Consider the following 17,854-nt stretch of genomic DNA (forward strand, 5'->3'; position numbering starts at 1 on the left):
GACCAGACTGCCGGTCCAGGACTCCAGCCCAGCCACCACCGGGCGGAGAGCGAACCATCCGAACCGCTCAACGATGAGCAACAAGTAGGAAGCAGGACGAGTGGATCTCGACGCGTACGTGGCCGAGCACGGCGCCGAGTGGCGGCGGCTGGAGCAGCTGACCGGCCGGCGCAAGCTCGACGCGGCCGAGGTGGACGAGCTGGTCACGCTCTACCAGCGGGCCGCCACCCACCTCTCGGCGCTGCGCAGCCGGGCCCCCGAACCGGCGCTGGTGGGCCGCCTCTCCCACGTGGTGCTCGCGGCCCTGGCGCGGATCACCGGCCGCCCCCGGCCCTCCTGGGCGGCCGTGGGCCGCTTCCTCGTCGCCGACCTGCCGGCCGCCCTCTACCGGGCCTGGCCCTGGTGGTGCGCGGTGGCCACCGGGTTCAGCGCGCTCACCGCCTTCCTCATCTGGTTCGTCGCCGGCCACCCGGACACCGCCGCCGCGTTCATCGGCGCCGAGGCGGCCCGGCAACTCGTCGACTCCGGCTTCGCCGGCTACTACACCGAGTTCACCGCGCCGACCTTCGCCTTCCACCTGTGGACGCACAACGCCTGGCTGGCCGCGCAGTGCCTGGCCGCCGGGGTGCTGGTGGTGCCGGTGTTCTGGCTGCTCTGGCAGAACGCGCTGAACATCGGTGTGGTCGGCGGGGTGATGATCTCCTACGGCCGGGCGGACGTGTTCTTCGGCATGATCACCCCGCACGGGCTGCTCGAACTGACCGGCATCTACGTGGCGGCCGGGGTCGGGCTGCGGACCGCCTGGGCCTGGATCGCGCCGCCGGCACAGCTGAGCCGGGGCCGGGCGGTCGCCGAGGCAGGCCGGTCGGCCATCGTGGTCGCCGCCGGCCTGGTCGGGCTCTTCGCGGTCTCCGCGCTGCTGGAGGCGTTCGTGACCCCGGCGCCGCTGCCGGCCGCCGTCCGGGTGGCGATCGGCGCCACGGTCTGGCTGGCCTTCCTGGCGTACGCGCTGCTCCTCGGCCGCCGGGCGGTCAGAGCTGACCGAGGGACTTGAGCCGCAGGTAGGTGTCGGCGACCGCCGGGGCGAGCCGGTCGGCGGGGGCATCCACCACGGTCACCCCGTGCCGGGACAGCGCGGCCCGGACCCGGTCCCGCTCGGCCAGGGCGCGCCAGGCCGCCGCGGCGGCGTACGCGTCGTCCGGGCCGGTGGGCGGGGCGGTGGTCAGCCCGGCCAGCACCGGATCGTGGGTGGCCGCGAGCACCACCCGGTGCCGGGCGGCCAGCCGGGGCAGCACCGGCAGCAGCCCCTCGCCGAGCGCGCCCGCCTCCAGGGCGGTGAAGAGCACCACGAGGCTGCGCTGCCGCTCCCGGCGCAGCACCTCCCCGGCGATCAGCTCGAAGTCGGTCTCCACCAGCGCCGGCTGGAGCGGGGCGACCGCGTCCACCAGCCGGGCGAGCAGCGCGGGCCGGCCGCTGCCGGTCACCCGGGCCCGGACCGCGGTGTCGGCGGCGAGCAGGTCGACCCGGTCGCCGGCCCGGGCGGCCAGCGCGGTGAGCAGCAGCGCCGCGTCGATCGCGGTGTCCAGCCGGGGCTCGTCGCCGAGCCGGACCGCCGAGGTGCGGCCGGTGTCCAGCACGCAGACCAGCCGCCGGTCCCGTTCCGGCCGCCAGGTGCGTACCAGCACGTCGGAGCGGCGGGCGCTGGCCCGCCAGTCGATCGAGCGGACGTCGTCGCCGACCACGTACTCGCGGAGAGTGTCGAACTCGGTGCCGTGGCCGCGCCCCCGGGTGACCTGCACACCGTCGATGACCCGCAGCTTGGCCAGCTTCTCGGGCAGGTGCCGCCGGGAGTCGAAGCGGGGCAGCACGCGCAGTGTCCAGGGTGGTGTGGCCGGGTGGTCGGCGCGTTGCCGGAACGCCAGCCGCATCGGCCCGAGCGAGCGTACGGTCAGCGCCACCGCGGGCCGGTCGCCGCGCCGGGCCGGGGTGAGCCGGACCGGCAGGGTGGCCGCGCCGCCCGGTGCGACGGTGAGCACCCGCCCGGTGGGGAGGTCGGGCCGCGCCCCGGCCGACGGCACCCAGGCGTCGCGCACCTGGGCGCGCAGCGTGCGGGTGGAGGCGTTGGCCAGGTGCAGGGTGACCGTGGCGGTGCCGCCGAGCCGGACCGCCCGGTCGCCGGCGCGGGTGGCGGTGAGACCGCGCAGCGGCGCCGCGAGCGCCCAGTCGAGGGCCACCAGCAGCAGCACCGCCGCGGTCAGCACGGCGACGCCGACGAACGGCGCCGGCCAGGCCGGCAGGGTCGCCGCGCTCGCCGCGAGCAGCAGACCCGCCCGCCAGGTCATCGCGGCGTCGGCACGGTGGCCAGCACCGCGTCCAGCACGGCGTCCACGGTCACGCCCTCCAGCTCCACCTCCGGGCGCAGCCGGAGCCGGTGCCGCAGGGTGGGCCGGGCGACCGCCTTCACGTCGTCCGGGGTGACGTGGTCCCGGCCGGCCAGCCAGGACCACGCCTTGGCGGTGCCCAGCAGGGCGGTGGCGCCCCGGGGCGAGGCGCCCAGCTCCAGCGCCGGGGCGACCCGGGTGGCCCGGCACAGGTCCACGATGTAGCCGAGCACCGGCTCGGCCACGTGCACCGCGTGCACCGCCGCCCGGGCGGCGGCCAGGTCGGCCGCGGTGGCCACCGGGCGTACGCCGGCGGCGCGCAGGTCACGCGGGTCGAAGCCGGCGTGGTGCGCGCGGAGCACGCCCAGCTCCTCGTCCCGGGCGGGCAGCGGCACGGTCAGCTTGAGCAGGAACCGGTCGAGCTGCGCCTCGGGCAGCGGGTAGGTGCCCTCGTACTCGACGGGGTTCTGGGTGGCGGCCACGATGAACGGGTCGGGCAGCGGGCGGCGCTCGCCCTCGACGGAGACCTGCCGCTCCTCCATCACCTCGAGCAGCGCCGACTGGGTCTTCGGCGGGGTGCGGTTGATCTCGTCGGCGAGGAGCAGGTTGGTGAAGACCGGCCCCTCGCGGAAGGTGAAGGCGGCGGTGCGCGGGTCGAAGATCAGCGACCCGGTGACGTCGCCGGGCATCAGGTCGGGGGTGAACTGCACCCGCTTGGACTCCAGGTCCAGCGCGGCGGCCACGGTCCGCACCAGCAGGGTCTTGGCCACCCCGGGTACGCCCTCCAGCAGCACGTGCCCCCGGCAGAGCAGCGCGATGACCAGGCCGGTGACCACGGCGTCCTGCCCGACGACGGCCTTGGCCACCTCGGCCCGCAGCCGGTGCAGGGCGGCGCGGGCGTCGGGCTGCGCGGTGGGCGACGCGGCGGCGATGACGGGTCCGGTCACCGGGGATCTCCTTCGGTCGGGTGGGGGGCCAGGGTACGGGTCAGGGCGTCCAGGTCGCGGGCCAGCTCCAGCAGCTCCCGGTCGTCCTCCGGGGCGGCGCCGTGCAGCAGTTCGGCCACCCGCTCCGGGTCGGCGCCGGTGTGCGCGGCGACCCGGGCGGCCACCTCGTCGGGCGGCGTGTCCGGGGGCAGGTTGAGCCGGGGCAGCAGCCGGTCCAGGGCGGCGGCGCGCAGCGTCGCGGCGGCGGTGTCCCGGGCGCCGGCCCGGCGGTAGAGCCGGGCCCGGCCGAGCACCGTCTCGGCGGAGCGGACGGTCACCGGCAGCGGCTCGGGCACGGGCGGGCCGAGCCGGCGGGCCCGCCAGAGCACCAGCAGCAGCCCGGCCACGGCGAGCTGCGCCAGCACCGCCCAGAACCAGGGCGGGAAGGCGTCCCAGAGCGGGTTGTGCCAGTTCCGCGGCGGGTCCGCCCGGTCGTCGGCGTGGCCGTCGGTGCGCCGGGGCAGCGGGGTCCCGCGGTCGTCCGGGGTCGGCGACCAGCTCGGCCCGGTCGGGGCCGGCGCGGGACCGGGCAGGTCGAGCCAGACCAGCGGGCGGTCGCCGCCGAGCAGGCCGGTGGCGAGCGCCCGGTTGCCCCACTCGTCGATCCGGTCGTTGCGGAACGGGTCGCTGGCCCCGACCACCACGACCTCGGCGCCCCAGGCGATCCGGTGCAGCGCGCCCCCGTAGCACCGGTCAGCGCGCGACGGCCCGGCGTAGCGCTGGTGGTCGACGGCGGCGGTGCCGGCGCGGAGCGCCTCGGGCAGCCGACAGGGCGCGCCGTCGGCGTCCGGGGGCACGGCCCGGGTGGCCCACCGGCGGTCGGTCGGTTCGAGCGGCAGGGCCAGGCCGGTCAGCACCCGGCGGGACGGCTCGACCAGCACCAGCCGGCTGCCGCCGGGCAGCACGGCCAGGCCGGCCAGGGTGTCCGGGTGCACCAGCTCGGGGGCCGGCACGAAGAGCGTGACCGGACCGGGCCCGGCGGCCCGCAGGGCCGCCAGGGTGTCCGTCTCGCGGCGGATCGGCACCCCCTGGGCGCGCAGCGCCTCGGCCAGCCGGCTGCCTCCGTCGTCGCCGGTGGCGGCCGGGGACAGGAAGCCCCGGTCGGTCGGGTCGGGCTGGTCCACGGCGTGCAGGACCAGCGTGGTCACGAGCACCAGCACGGCCAGCCCGAGCGGGACCAGCATCCGGTGCCACCGGCGGCGGGGCGCGGGCGGGGCCGCCGGGCGGGCCGGGTCGAGGGTGGCGGTCACCGGCGGTCCCCCTCCGCGGCCAACTCGCGGCGCAGGTCGGCGGCGAGGTCACGCATCCGGTGGTCGTGGGCGGCGGTGGCCGGGCGCTGGGCGTACCAGAGGTCGGAGAAGATCGCCCCGGCGGCGTGCAGGGTGGGATGCACACCGGGCCGGACCCGGGCCACGGCCGCGGTGAGCTCGGAGACGGTCAGCCCGGGGCGGGGCTCCACGAGCTGCCGTGCCACCAGGAGGCGGACCATCTCGCGCAGCCGTTCCCGGACCGCCTCGGCGTACCGGCCCTCGGCGGCGAGCCGGTCGGCGAGGCCGGGGTGGGCGGCCGGCGCCGGCTCGGGTGCCCGGGGCGCGGGCAGGGGCACCGCCGGCGCGTCGCGCCGGGCCCGGCGCCGTCGCCGGGGCAGCCGCAGCTTCGGCCGCCGCAGCCGGGGCAGGCGCAGCCGGGGCAGCCGCAGTCTGGGCAGGCGGAGCCGGGGCAACCGGGACCGGCCGATCCGCGGCAGCCGGCGGGGCACCCAGGCCGGGAAGAAGTACCAGGCCAGCGCGACCAGCAGCGCCCCGGCCAACAGGAGCAGGGCGGCCAGCGGCAGCGGTACGGCGTCGCCCAGCGCGGCGACCGTCTCGGTCCACCACCGGCTCACCGCGGCACCGCCAGCAGGACGGGCTCCGGGGTGCCGGCCGGTGCGCGGGAGAGCCGAATGTCCAGCCCCTCGGTGCGCATCCGGGTCTCCAGGTGCAGCACTGCGTCCAGGCAGGCCAGCGCCGGGTACGCGACCGCGTTCACCGCCACCCAGGCGACGGTGGCGACCGGCAGCGCCCAGGCGGAGACGTCGAAGAGGCCCAGCAGCCCGAGGCCGTGGTAGACGCCCAGCCCGATGCCGAGCCGGATCAGCCACCAGCCCAGGTAGCCGAGCAGCCGGATCGCGGCGGCCCGCCCGCCGACCCGGACCGCCAGTCGCAGCGCCCGCCCCGCCGCCCGGTGCGCCGCCACCCGGTCGACCACGAGCACCGGCACCACGGCGCCCAGCAGCCCGTACGCGACGAACCAGGCCGGCCCGGCCAGCCCGGCGAGCAGGACGGCGCACCCGACCACGGCCCCGGCCAGCAGGGTGGCCCCCCAGCGGGCGTCGCGCAGCAGCTCGCGTGGCCCGGTGCGCCGGCCCAGCAGCGCGGCCCCGGCGCCCCGGGCGGCCGGGTTGCCCAGCAGCGCGATGATCATGGCCTCGGTCCCGGCGCCGAGCGCGAGCAGCAGCCAGTACGAGCCGAGCCGGTCCGGGTCGAACCACCACTCGGGCGGCCGGGCGCCGGCCAGCACCCGCAGCGGGTGCAGCAGGGCCTGCTCGCCGAGGGCCAGCAGGACGGCCATCGGGACGAGCACCCGGGCCTGGTCGCGCAGCAGGAGGACGGCCGAGTCGAGCAGTTCGCCGACGGTCAGTGGACGGCGCGGGAGCACCGCGGTCGGGCCGACGTCGGGCACGGGTACTCCTGGCGGGCGGGTGAGGGTGGCGGGCGGCGACACGCCCGAGGGATCATGGTTGCACGGCCCGTCCGCGCCCGGTGGACCCGTCCGCCGCGGCGCGCCACGGGGCGGCCACGCCGTCAGCTGTGGTGCCGGACCGCCCTCGGCGCTACCGTGCCGTGAAGACGGCGCACCCTCCTACTGAACGGGGATGGAACGATAAACCCCATGAGAGCCCGGGTACTGGTGGTCGACGACGACCCCGCACTCGCCGAGATGCTCGGCATCGTCCTGCGCAGCGAGGGCTTCGTGCCCTCCTTCGTCGCGGACGGAGAACGGGCACTGGCCGCGTTCCGTGACAGCCGGCCCGACATCGTCCTGCTCGACCTGATGCTTCCCGGCATGAGCGGCATCGACGTGGCCCGGGCCATCCGGGGCGAGTCCGGCGTGCCGATCGTCATGCTGACCGCCAAGAGCGACACCGTCGACGTGGTGCTCGGGCTGGAGTCCGGGGCCGACGACTACGTGGTCAAGCCGTTCAAGCCCAAGGAACTGGTGGCCCGGATGCGGGCCCGGCTGCGCCGGGGCGAGGACGTGGCGCCGGAGCTGCTCACCATCGGCCCGCCCGGCAACCAGATCACCATCGACGTGCCGGCGCACACGGTCAGCCGGGACGGCGAGGAGGTGAAGCTGACGCCACTGGAGTTCGACCTGCTGGTCGCGCTCGCCCGCAAGCCGCGCCAGGTCTTCACCCGCGAGGTGCTGCTCGAGCAGGTCTGGGGCTATCGGCACGCCGCCGACACCCGCCTGGTCAACGTGCACGTGCAGCGGCTGCGCGCCAAGATCGAGCCGGATCCGGAGCGACCCGAAATCATCCTCACCGTGCGAGGCGTGGGCTACAAGGCGGGCACCGGATAGCCTGGTCAGCACTGTGGTGACCTCCCCGCGCCCCGACTCGCCGACCGCCGCGTCCCGCCGGCTCCCCGCCGCGCGGGCGCTGTGGCGCGTCCTGGCCGGCCGCACGGCCCGGATGGCCGCCGGCGTGCACCAGACCTGGCGGCGGTCGCTCCAGGTCCGTGTGGTCACCATCACACTGGTGGCGTCCAGCCTGCTGGTGGGCGGGTTCGCATACCTGATCGCCGACAAGCTCACCAACATCCTGCTGGAGAACGCCGAGACCGACGTCCTGCTGCGCCTGCGCAACGGCAGCGACTACGCCTCGAAGCAGTTCAACCTCTACAGCCAGCCGCAGGAGGCGCAGCTCCAGGACACCATCGACGGCACGGTCAACTACCTGGCCGGCGGTGACCCGGCGCAGACCAGCGGCGTGGTGGTGGCGATCACCGCCGACAACTTCACCACCATCGAGCCGCGCACCTCCCCGGACGTGCAGGTGCGCCCGTTGATCAGCCGGGAGCTGCGGGCCTCGGTGGCCGCCGGCCACGTCGCCCACCAGATCCGCACCGGCACGCTCGGCGGCCAGCGCACCAAATACCTCGTCTACGGCTCCCCGGTGCCGACCCGGTTCGGGCAGCTGGAGCTCTACTACCTCGTGCCCCTGGCCCGGCAGGACGCCACCGCGGCCGACGCCCGGGCCACCGTGGTCGCCACCGGCGCGGCCCTGGTGCTCCTGCTCGGCCTGCTGGCCGCCCTGGTCACCCGCCTGGTGGTGACCCCGGTGCGGGTGGCCGCCCGGACCGCCCAGCGGCTCTCCGCCGGCCTGCTCGACCAGCGGATGGTGGTCAACGGCGAGGACGACCTGGCCCTGCTCGCCGCCTCGTTCAACCAGATGGCGACCAACTTGCAACGGCAGATCCTCCGGCTGGAGGAGATGTCCCGGCTGCAACGCCGGTTCACCTCCGATGTCTCCCACGAGCTGCGGACGCCGCTGACCACGGTCCGGATGGCCGCCGACCTGATCTTCGCCGAGCGGGACGAGTTCGACCCGGCCGTGGCGCGCAGCGCCGAGCTGCTCCAGGCCGAGCTGGACCGGTTCGAGGAGCTGCTCACCGACCTGCTGGAGATCAGCCGCTTCGACGCCGGCTTCGCCATGCTCGACAGCGAGCCGACCGACCTGGTGCCGGTGGTGCACCGGGTGGCCGAGCGGCTGGCCGGGCTGGCCGAGCGGGTCGGGGTGGCCATCGAGCTGGACGTGCCGGACAGCCCGGTGATCGCCGAGGTGGACCCGCGCCGGGTCGAGCGGGTGCTGCGCAACCTGGTCGGCAACGCGGTCGAGCACGGCGAGGCCAAGCCCGTGCGGATCACCCTCGGCATGGACGACAGCGCGGTGGCGATCACCGTGCGGGACCGCGGCGTCGGGCTCAAGCCGGGCGAGGAGAAGCTGGTCTTCAACCGGTTCTGGCGGGCCGACCCGTCCCGGGCCCGGCAGACCGGCGGCACCGGGCTGGGCCTGTCGATCAGCCTGGAGGACGCCCGGCTGCACGGCGGCTGGCTGGAGGCGTGGGGCGCGCCCGGGCAGGGCGCCCAGTTCCGGCTGACCCTGCCGGCCCGCGCCGGCGACCGGCTGACCACCTCCCCGCTGCGGCTGGTGCCGTCCGGTGCCACCCTGCCGTTCGGCGGTCCGCGCGACGGCGGGCCGCTCGCCATCGGTCCGGGCAGCGGCGCCGGGGCACTGGCCATCGGGCCGGCGGAGCGCGAAGACCGGGCCGAGGTGACGAAATGAGCGCGCGGAGTTGGCGAGCCCCGCAGGCGCGGACGAACGTCGGCAGGCGGGTGCTGGTCGCGGTGGTGTCCGGCCTGCTGCTCCCCGCCGGCCTGGCGAGTTGCGGGATCCCGCGGGAGACCGAGGTCCAGGTCGACGGCTCGGGTCCGGCCGCCGAGGCCGGCGCGCTCAACGGCAGCCCCGCGCGGCCGCCCACCCCGAACGACAGCGCCGAGCCCGGCCCGTTCATCGAGAACTACCTGCGGGCGGCCGCCGCCGGAGAGCGCGAGCAGGCGTACGGCCGGGTCAAGGAGTTCGTTGCGCAGGAGGCGAAGAGCCTGCTGACGGAGAAGAAGCAGAGCAGCGAGATCGAGCTGACCGTGGTCCGGCTCCGGGAGAAGCCCGAGGTCACGCCGGAGAACAACCAGGGCACACGCGAGGTGACGGTCAAGGTGCAGCAGGTCGGCGTGCTGCGCGCCGACGGCAGCCTGGCCCCGCCGGTGGCCAGCGAGACCGAATACGTTTTCCAGCTCCGCCGGGCCGATCCGGCCGGCCCCGGGCTGCTCCTCACCGACGTGCCGAACCGGCTGCTGATCAGCGACACCGCGTTGCGGGAGTACTACCGGTCGCGCACCATCTACTTCTGGAACTCGGACCAGTCCCGGCTGGTGCCCGACCTGCGCTACCTGCCCTCGTCGGTGCCGGCCGAGCGGCGGGTCACCGACGTGGTGAAGTGGCTGACCGGGGGCCCGTCCGACTGGCTGGCCCCGGGGGTGACCGGGCTGCCCGACAGCACCCGGCCGATCAACAACGCCACCGGCGCGGACGGGCACTGGGAGGTCAACCTCAGCATGCCGGGGGCCGACGACAAGAAGCTCGGCCTGCTCGCCACCCAGCTCGCCTGGTCGCTGCCCGAGCTGGACGGCCAGCTCGACCTGAAGATCCAGAACCAGAAGCGGCGCACCGTCGACCTCGAGCAGGAGCGGACGGCGCACGCCGCGTACCCGACCGGGGACCGCCCGGCTCGGTTCAGCGTCTACGACGGCGCCATCCGCCCGCTCGCCATCGCCAACGAACCGAGAGCCGCCGTCCCGCTGCCGCCCGCCGCCAACAAGAACGTGGTCTCCGCGGCGCTCGCCCGCGCCGACGACCAGGTGCTGGCCGCGCTCGTGGTGACCGGAACGGACCGCCGGCAGCGGCTCAAGGTCGGCTCCGGCCCGGACCCCGTGACGGTGTTCAACACCAGCAGCGAGACGTACCGCGCGCTGGGCCGGCCCACCTGGCTCCGGTCCCTGGACGAGCGGCACCCCGCCGGCCTGGTGGCCGCGGACGGCAAGCTCTACCGGTTCGACGGGGCGGCCGGGATGAGCCCGGTCCCGTTGACCGTCCCCGGTCCGGTCGTGGCGGTCGCCGGGTCCCTCGACGGACACCGGATCGCCCTGGTCAGCGGGGGCGCCCTCTACATGGCCGCGGTGAACGTCGACGGCGGCGTGGTCAGCGTGGGCCAGCCGCGCCGGCTGGTCACCCTGCTCACCGGCATCAGCGCCGTCGACTGGGTGGCCGAGAACGAGTTGGTCCTCGCCGGCAACGAGGCGGACCGGCGGCCGGCGATCCACCAGATCACGGTCGACGGCGCCCAGGAGACCGCGCTCAAGCGGGACATCGGCGCCGAGGTGACCCAGTTGGCGGCCTACCCGGGCGGCGCGGTCGGCGGGCTGCCGTCGCTGTCGTTCATGTACGAGGCGAACAAGGCGGCCTTCCGGAACAACCCGCTCGACATCATCAAGCGGGAACAGGTGCTGGACGTGCCGGCGGGCAGCCGGGCGACCAACCCCACCGCACCCTTCTTCCTCTACTGAGGCGCCGGTGCCGGGCCCGGGCGGACTCTGGTCGGACCTGACCGACCTGGTGCTGCCGGCCGGGTGTGCCGGCTGCGGCGAGCGCGTCCCCGGCCTGCGGCAGGGCTTCTGCCCACGTTGTGTGGGCGACCTGGAGGCGCTGGCTCCCGCGCCGACCCGCCCCGACCCGGCCCCGCCCGGCCTGCCGCCCTGTGTCGCCCTCGGGCCGTACGCGGGCGCGCTGCGAAACGGGCTGCTCGCGTACAAGGAGCGGGGTCGGCACGGGCTCGCCCGGCCGTTGGGCGCGCTGCTGGCCGAGGTGGTGGCCGCGGCGGTGGGCACGCGAGGCCCGGTGACCCTGGTGGCGGTGCCGGACACCGCGCGGGCGGCCCGGGCCCGGTACGGCGACCACCTGGACCGGATGACCCGCCACGCGGCGGCCCGGCTGCACGCGGCCGGCTGGCCGGTACGCGTGCTGCGGCCGATGCGCGCGCTGCCCCGGCCGGACTCGGTGGCGCTGGACAGCGCCGGCCGGGCTGCCGCGGCCGAGGCGGCGTTCCGGCTGCGCCGGGCCGGCGGGGCGGCCGGGCCGGTGGTGCTGCTGGACGACATCGTCACGACCGGGGCCACCCTGGCGGCGGTGAGTCGGGTCATGCGCGGGGCGGGAATGACGCCAAAGGTCGCGGCGGTGCTCGCCGCAACGCAAAAGCGGCACCATCAGTGACGCTTCGTGTTTCCGTTTCACCCCATGGTGTATGAGCTGTTAAATTTCGCGGCCTCTCCCGGCAACTAGGGGTGACTGGTGGCCGAACAGGAGTTAGCGTTTTCGTGTCGGGGGTAGGAGGGTTGCCAACCTTCCCCCGGCACTGGAAGGAGGCGTAGCCGTACACCATCGGTCGACGCCGAACGGGGTTCTCCCTGGGTGCGTCGACCGGAAGATCCGGACCGAACGACCGTCCGAACAAGGGAGGTCACGTGGACATCGTGGTCAAGGGCCGTAACGTCGAAGTGCCGGACCATTACCGGGTGCACGTAGCCGAAAAGCTCGCGAAGATCGAACGCTACGACCACAAGCTCATTCGCGTGGACGTCGAGTTGTTCCACGAGCGCAATCCGCGCCAGGCCGATCACTGCCAGCGGGTGGAAATCACCTGCGTGACGCGCGGCCCGGTGATCCGGGCCGAGGCCTGCACGAATGATTTCTACAGCGCGCTGGACGCCGCCATCGCCAAGCTGGACACGCGTTTCCGCCGGGCGGCCGACCGCCGCCGGGTGCACCGCGGCCGGCACGCGCCGCTCTCCGTCGCCGCCGCCACCGCCGATCTGCCGGTGGCCGACCTCGACGGGCCCGGCCTGGCGGCGCTGAACGGGCACGGGACGGCCACCGCCGTCGCGGAACGGCCCGACGAGAGTGGCTACGAGGAACCCGACGACCAGCCGTGGCACATCGCGCGGGCGAAGGTGCACCCCGCCGAGCCGATGACGGTCGACGATGCGCTGTTCCAGATGGAACTGGTCGGCCACGACTTCTATCTGTTCCACGACAAGGAGTCCGGCCGCCCGAGCGTGGTCTACCGCCGGCACGCCTACGACTACGGGATCATCTCGCTCGACACCTGACCCCTGACCACCCCGCGGGACACAACCGGCCGGAAGCCGTGGTGGGCGACCACCACGGCTTCCGCCGTCAGCCGCTGCGGTCGCCGGGCAGCAGACCGAAGATCAGCGAGTCGATCCGGGTCCCGTCCGGGCCGGGCAGCCGGCCGCGCAGGAGCCCCTCCCGCCGGAAGCCGGCCTTCGCCAGCACCCGCTGCGAGGCGACGTTCTCCGGCCGGGTGCCGGCCCAGAGCCGGGCCAGCCCGACCCCGAACGCCCAGCCGGCGACGAGGCCCACCGCCCGGGTGGCCAGCCCCCGGCCGCGTGCCTCGGGCAGCATGCTGTAGCCGAGCATGGCCTGGCCGGTGGCGGGCTCGTCGTAGATCAGGGCGCAGCCGCCGGCCACCGTGCCGGTCGCCGCGTCGAGGATCGCCAGGTCGGCCGAGCGGCCGGCCAGCCAGCGGCTCTCCGCCAGCCGGCAGCGCCGCTCGATCGGCGCCCGGTCCGGCGCCACCGGCGGGACCCGGTTCGCCACCACCTCGGGCCGGCTGTGCAGCCGGTACATCGGGTCGGCGTCCGCCGGCCCGAGCCGGCGCAGCGTCACCACGCCGTCGGTGAGCCGGCCGTCGGGCAGGTCCGGCAGCAGCCGGGCGGTCGGCCCGGGCGGGTCGTGGGCGAGGCGTACCCAGGCCACCATGTCGTGCCGGACGCCGTCGCGCGGGGCGCTCGCCGCCCGCCGGACGCCCTCGTGCCCGTAGCCGCAGGCCAGCGCCACCCGCTGGCTCGGCCCGTTCTCCTCGTGGGTGAGCAGTTCCAGCCGGCCCACCCCGGCCGCGAAGGCCGCCGCGCTCAGGGCCCGGGTCGCCGCGGCGGCCACGCCCCGGCCCCGGGCCGCCGGCACCACCCAGTAGCCGATCTCGAAGTGCCCCCGCTCCTCGCTGATCGGCGTCAGCCCGATGCCGCCGAGCAGCCGGTCGGTGTCCCGGTCGGCGATCGCGTACGCGGCCCCGCCGGCCGCCCACGCGGCCGGCGCGCCCTCGGTGATCCACCAGTGGGCGCTCCGCGCCGTGTACGGATCCGGCATGGCCGGGATGAACCGCCGGGTCTCCGGGTCGGCGCAGCCGGCGACCACCTCCGGCGCGTCGGCCGGGCGGAACGGCCGCAGCCGCACTCCGTACGCCTCGATGGTCTCCGGTGTCACCGCAGGTCCTGCGGGAGTAGGCCGCCGACCCAGACGTCCTGCCGTTCCCCGCGGTGCTGGACGCCACCGCGCAGGGTGCCCTCGACGGTGAAGCCGGCCTTCTCGGCGGCCCGCCGGGAGGCGGTGTTGCCCACGTTGGCCCGCCACTCGACCCGGGCCAGCCCGAGCGTGGTGAAGCCCCAGGCGCAGAGCGCGGCCAGCGCGGCCGGCAGGTAGCCACGCCCGCGGGCGTGCGGGGCGGTCATGAAGCCCACGTCGGCGACGAGCGGCGTGCCGGGGGAGATGCGCAGGTCGATCGAGGCCACGTAGCGGTCCTCGGCGTCGGCGACGGCGTAGGAGGCGCCGGTGCCCCGGGCCCAGGCCGCCTCCGCGACGTCCCGCAGGAAGCTCTCGGCGTGCTCCCGCTGGTAGGGGTGCGGCACCGTGGTCCAGCGGATGGTCTCCTCGTCCCGGCAGGTGCTCACGAGCGCGTCGATGTCGCGCTCCTCCAGCGGGCGCAGCCGCAGCTCGGTGGCGCCGGCGGTGGCGAACAGGACCGGCTGGGGCCGGCCGAAGACCGCCGCCCGGCGGGCCTGGAGGGTGTCCGGGCCGTGGGGGGCGGGCTCACCCGGCGCGGCGAGCTCGGCCGGGAAGAGCGAGCCGATCCAGCCCTCCGGGCGGCCGTCGACCGCCGGGTGGGCCAGCCGCAGCTCGCCCTCGACCCGGAAGCCGGCCCGGAGCGCGACCAGCCGGGAGGCGTGGTTGCCGACCTCCGCCTGCCAGATCACCCGGCGCAGCTTGAGCGCGTCGAACGCCCAGCGGGCGACCGCCCGGGTGGCCCGCACCGCCACGCCCCGGCCCCGGGCCCAGGGTGCGGTCCAGTAGCCCACCTCGGCGGAGTCCAGGGCCCGGTCGATGGAGACCAGTCCGCAGGAGGCGAGCAGCTCGCCGGTCTCCGCGTCGCAGACCGCGAAGGGTGCCCCGGTGCCCTCCGCCCAGGCCGCCCCGCTGATCGTGGTCACGAATCCGAGGGCGTGTTCGGGCAGGTACGGGCGAGGTACGGTGGTCCAGCGCTGGATGTCCGGATCCTGGCAGGCGCGGTACACCGCGTCGGCGTCCTCCGCCCGCCAGGGTCGCAGCAGCAGGCCGTCCTCGATGATCTCCACAGGCTCCACCCGAGCCATCGTGCCGGATCTTTCGCGTACGGCGTAACCCGATTGCCGCCGCTCAGCGCCCCCGCTCGGCGTTATGTCGGGTTCGCGGCCCCGGACCGCCGCCACCAGTGACCATCGCCGCGTCGGAGCGCCTACGATGGTTCGAGACTGTCTAGGGGAGCGTTGATCCGTGTCGATTCTGGAAAAGGTCCTTAGCGCGGGCGCGGGCCGTATGGTGCGCCGGCTCAAGGCCATCGCCGCCGCCGTCAACTCGATCGAGGACGACTACGTCAACCTCAGCGACGACGAGCTGCGGGACATGACCGACCAGTTCAGGGAGCGGCTCGCCGACGGTGAGACCCTCGACGACCTGCTGCCCGAGGCGTTCGCGGTGTGCCGGGAGGCCGCCGCCCGGGTGCTCGGCCAGCGGCCCTACGACGTCCAGGTGATGGGCGGCGCGGCGCTGCACTTCGGCAACATCGCCGAGATGAAGACCGGTGAGGGCAAGACCCTGACCTCGGTCATGCCGGTCTACCTGAACGCGCTCGCCGGCAAGGGCGTGCACGTGATCACCGTGAACGACTACCTGGCCGAGCGCGACGCCGCCTGGATGGGCCGGGTGCACGAGTTCCTCGGCCTCACCGTGGGCGTGGTGCTGCCCAACCGGCCGGCCACCGAGCACCGCGCGGCCTACGAGTGTGACATCACCTACGGCACCAACAACGAGTTCGGCTTCGACTACCTGCGCGACAACATGGCCTGGTCGCGGGAGGAGCTGGTCCAGCGCGGCCACTTCTTCGCGGTGGTCGACGAGGTCGACTCGATCCTCATCGACGAGGCCCGGACCCCGCTGATCATCTCCGGCCCGGCCGAGCACTCCGCCCGCTGGTACCAGGAGTTCGCCGCCGTGGTGGCCCGCCTCCAGCCCGGCACCGACGGCGAGGGCGACTACGAGGTCGACCACGCCAAGCGCACGATCGCCATCACCGAGCGCGGTGTCGCCAAGATCGAGGACCGGCTCGGCATCGACAACCTCTACGAGTCGGTCAACACCCCGCTCGTCGGCTACATGAACAACGCGATCAAGGCCAAGGAGCTCTACAAGCGCGACAAGGACTACATCGTCAGCGACGGCGAGGTCCTCATCGTCGACGAGTTCACCGGCCGCATCCTGCACGGCCGCCGCTACAACGAGGGCATGCACCAGGCGATCGAGGCCAAGGAGGGGGTGGAGATCAAGCAGGAGAACCAGACCCTGGCCACCATCACCCTCCAGAACTACTTCCGCCTCTACGAGAAGCTCTCCGGCATGACCGGCACCGCGCAGACCGAGGCGAGCGAGTTCAACAAGGTCTACAAGGTCGGCGTCGTGACCATCCCGACGCACCGGCCGATGGTCCGCCTCGACCGGGCGGACGTCATCTACAAGACCGAGAAGGCCAAGTTCAACGCCGTGGTCGAGGACATCGCCGAGCGGCACGAGCAGGGCCAGCCGGTGCTGGTCGGCACGGTCTCGGTGGAGAACTCCGAGATCCTCTCCCACATGCTGCGCCGCCGGGGCATCCCGCACTCCGTGCTGAACGCGAAGTTCCACGCCAAGGAGGCGGAGATCGTCGCCCAGGCCGGGCGCAAGGGCGCGGTCACCGTCGCCACCAACATGGCCGGCCGCGGCACCGACATCCTGCTCGGCGGCAACGCCGAGTTCCTCGCCGCCAACGAGCTGCGCCAGCGCGGCCTCGACCCGGTCGAGCAGCCCGAGGAGTACGCCAAGGCGATGGAGGAGGTCCTGCCCACCTGGAAGCAGGCCTGCGACGCCGAGGCGGAGGAGGTGGCCGCCGCCGGTGGCCTCTACGTGCTGGGCACCGAGCGGCACGAGTCGCGCCGGATCGACAACCAGCTGCGCGGTCGCGCCGGCCGGCAGGGTGACCCCGGCGAGTCCCGCTTCTACCTGTCCCTCCAGGACGACCTGATGAAGCGCTTCCGGGCCGGTGCCGTCGAGGCGGTGATGGACCGCTTCAACATCCCGGAGGACGTGCCCATCGAGTCGAAGATGGTCACCCGCCAGATCAAGAGCGCGCAGGCCCAGATCGAGGGCCAGAACGCCGAGATCCGGAAGAACGTCCTCAAGTACGACGAGGTGCTCAACAAGCAGCGCCAGGTGATCTACGCCGAGCGCCTCCGCGTGCTCAACGGCGAGGACCTCTCCGACCAGGTCCGCAACATGATCGACGACGTGGTCGGCGCGTACGTGGTGGGCGCCACGAGCGACGGCTACGCCGAGGACTGGGATCTCGACCAGCTCTGGTCCAACCTCAAGCAGCTCTACCCGGTGGGCACCACCGTCGACGAGCTGGAGGAGGAGGTGGGCTCCCGGGCCGGCCTCGACCAGGACTTCCTGCTCGCCCGCCTCAAGGAGGACGCGCACGCCGCGTACGACCGGCGCGAGGAGCAGCTCGGCGAGGAGGCGGCCCGCCAGCTCGAGCGGATGGTCCTGCTCCAGGTGATCGACCGCAAGTGGCGCGAGCACCTCTACGAGATGGACTACCTCCAGGAGGGCATCAGCCTGCGGGCGTACGCCCAGCGCGACCCGGTCATCGAGTACCAGCGCGAGGGCTTCGACATGTTCGCCACCATGATGGACGGCATCAAGGAGGAGACGGTCGGCTTCCTCTACAACCTGGAGGTGCAGGTCGAGGAGCCCGCGCCGGAGGCCGAGGAGGTCCAGCTGCTGGAGAAGCCGGTGGAGATCCGGGCCAAGGGTCTCAACCGCGCGCCGCAGCAGCAGGGCCTGCAATACTCGGCGCCCTCCGTCGACGGCGAGGCCGGTCGCGGCGCGCCGGTGATCGAGCGCGCCGAGGAGCAGGCGCCGGCCCTCGGCATCGGCCGCCCCGAGACCTCGGAGCGTCCCGCCGCCGCCACCCCGCGCCGGTCGACGGCCGGGATGAGCGGCCAGGCGGTCGCGGCGAGCACTGCCCGACGGGCCGCGCCCGGTCAGGTCGACGGCGCCGGCGAGGGCCCGTCCCGCAACGCCCCCTGCCCGTGCGGCTCCGGCCGCAAGTACAAGCGCTGCCACGGCGCTCCCAACGGCGGCAACTGACCCACCCCGCTCCAGCCACGACGGGCCCCGGCCACCGGCCGGGGCCCGTCCCCGTCTCCAACCCCGTCGGGCGCGGGATCAGAGGACGTCGAGGACGGTGCAGAGCCAGGTGCCGCGGCGGTGTTCCAGGCGCAGGGCGATCGCCCAGCTCGCCCCGCCGGCCCCGGCGAGCACGGCGGCGGCCTCGACCGCGCCCGCGCGGGGCTCGCAGACCCGCAGCCGGCGGAGCTGGAGGACCGGTCGGGCGGTGCGGCGGC

Annotated in this window: 15 protein-coding genes; 7 read left to right on the forward strand and 8 right to left on the reverse strand. The window is 74.8% G+C overall.

Annotated elements, in window-relative coordinates; genetic code table 11:
- Positions 1-100 precede the first annotated feature (100 nt).
- Positions 101-1,054: a stage II sporulation protein M gene (locus tag ABZV78_RS27915; RefSeq protein ID WP_355643279.1), complete on the forward strand. Its 954-nt coding sequence runs from the start codon at positions 101-103 to the stop codon at positions 1,052-1,054.
- On the opposite strand, the gene ABZV78_RS27920 is transcribed toward ABZV78_RS27915, so the two are convergent.
- The 5 genes from ABZV78_RS27920 to ABZV78_RS27940 are packed head-to-tail and all read right to left on the reverse strand — an operon-like array spanning position 1,032 to position 6,088.
- Entirely contained in the window at positions 1,032-2,342 is a 1,311-nt protein-coding gene (locus tag ABZV78_RS27920; RefSeq protein WP_355643280.1) for a DUF58 domain-containing protein, read from the reverse strand. The genes ABZV78_RS27915 and ABZV78_RS27920 overlap by 23 nt on opposite strands.
- Positions 2,339-3,328 carry a MoxR family ATPase gene (locus ABZV78_RS27925; protein WP_355643282.1) on the reverse strand — a complete coding sequence of 330 codons (990 nt, stop codon included), beginning with the start codon at positions 3,326-3,328 and terminating at the stop codon, positions 2,339-2,341. Before ABZV78_RS27925 ends, ABZV78_RS27920 begins: the two co-directional genes overlap by 4 nt.
- Positions 3,325-4,617, reverse strand: a complete 1,293-nt coding sequence (locus ABZV78_RS27930; RefSeq protein ID WP_355643284.1) for a DUF4350 domain-containing protein — start codon at positions 4,615-4,617, stop codon at positions 3,325-3,327. The genes ABZV78_RS27925 and ABZV78_RS27930 overlap by 4 nt, the downstream gene beginning before the upstream one ends.
- The gene (locus ABZV78_RS27935) at positions 4,614-5,252 is read right to left on the reverse strand and encodes a DUF4129 domain-containing protein (protein WP_355643285.1); all 639 of its coding nucleotides are present in this window, start codon (positions 5,250-5,252) and stop codon (positions 4,614-4,616) included. The genes ABZV78_RS27930 and ABZV78_RS27935 overlap by 4 nt, the downstream gene beginning before the upstream one ends.
- Positions 5,249-6,088 carry a hypothetical protein gene (locus tag ABZV78_RS27940; RefSeq protein ID WP_355643287.1) on the reverse strand — a complete coding sequence of 280 codons (840 nt, stop codon included), beginning with the start codon at positions 6,086-6,088 and terminating at the stop codon, positions 5,249-5,251. The genes ABZV78_RS27935 and ABZV78_RS27940 overlap by 4 nt, the downstream gene beginning before the upstream one ends.
- Before the next feature lie 210 nt (positions 6,089-6,298).
- Here ABZV78_RS27940 and mtrA point away from each other — a divergent pair, with 210 nt between their 5' ends.
- The 5 genes from mtrA to raiA all read left to right on the forward strand — a co-directional run bounded on the left by mtrA (position 6,299) and on the right by raiA (position 12,190).
- Entirely contained in the window at positions 6,299-6,988 is a 690-nt protein-coding gene (gene mtrA, locus ABZV78_RS27945) for an MtrAB system response regulator MtrA (RefSeq protein ID WP_046564340.1), read from the forward strand.
- Positions 6,989-7,100: 112 nt separating this feature from the next.
- Positions 7,101-8,753 carry an MtrAB system histidine kinase MtrB gene (mtrB, locus tag ABZV78_RS27950; protein WP_355643300.1) on the forward strand — a complete coding sequence of 551 codons (1,653 nt, stop codon included), beginning with the start codon at positions 7,101-7,103 and terminating at the stop codon, positions 8,751-8,753.
- Positions 8,750-10,591: an LpqB family beta-propeller domain-containing protein gene (locus ABZV78_RS27955; protein ID WP_355643289.1), complete on the forward strand. Its 1,842-nt coding sequence runs from the start codon at positions 8,750-8,752 to the stop codon at positions 10,589-10,591. Before mtrB ends, ABZV78_RS27955 begins: the two co-directional genes overlap by 4 nt.
- Positions 10,592-10,598: 7 nt before the next feature.
- A complete protein-coding gene (locus ABZV78_RS27960) occupies positions 10,599-11,294 on the forward strand; it encodes a ComF family protein (RefSeq protein ID WP_355643290.1) in 696 nt (231 codons plus the stop codon).
- Between the two features lie 251 nt (positions 11,295-11,545).
- Complete coding sequence (raiA, locus tag ABZV78_RS27965; RefSeq protein WP_355643292.1) at positions 11,546-12,190, forward strand: ribosome-associated translation inhibitor RaiA; 645 nt, start codon at positions 11,546-11,548, stop codon at positions 12,188-12,190.
- A gap of 67 nt (positions 12,191-12,257) precedes the next feature.
- On the opposite strand, the gene ABZV78_RS27970 is transcribed toward raiA, so the two are convergent.
- Positions 12,258-13,367: a GNAT family N-acetyltransferase gene (locus ABZV78_RS27970; protein WP_355643294.1), complete on the reverse strand. Its 1,110-nt coding sequence runs from the start codon at positions 13,365-13,367 to the stop codon at positions 12,258-12,260.
- Positions 13,364-14,530 (reverse strand): GNAT family N-acetyltransferase, encoded by a 1,167-nt coding sequence (locus ABZV78_RS27975; protein WP_355643296.1) that lies wholly within the window; start codon positions 14,528-14,530, stop codon positions 13,364-13,366. The genes ABZV78_RS27970 and ABZV78_RS27975 overlap by 4 nt, the downstream gene beginning before the upstream one ends.
- Positions 14,531-14,690: 160 nt before the next feature.
- Between ABZV78_RS27975 and secA the strand changes: the two genes are divergently transcribed.
- Positions 14,691-17,597 (forward strand): preprotein translocase subunit SecA, encoded by a 2,907-nt coding sequence (secA, locus tag ABZV78_RS27980; RefSeq protein WP_355643298.1) that lies wholly within the window; start codon positions 14,691-14,693, stop codon positions 17,595-17,597.
- Positions 17,598-17,675: 78 nt separating this feature from the next.
- Here secA and ABZV78_RS27985 read toward each other — a convergent pair.
- On the reverse strand, positions 17,676-17,854 hold a 179-nt coding region (locus ABZV78_RS27985; RefSeq protein ID WP_355643302.1), incomplete at its 5' end, for an Rv3235 family protein.

It is taken from the genome of Micromonospora sp. NPDC004540, from assembly GCF_040610095.1.
Lineage (GTDB): Bacteria > Actinomycetota > Actinomycetes > Mycobacteriales > Micromonosporaceae > Micromonospora.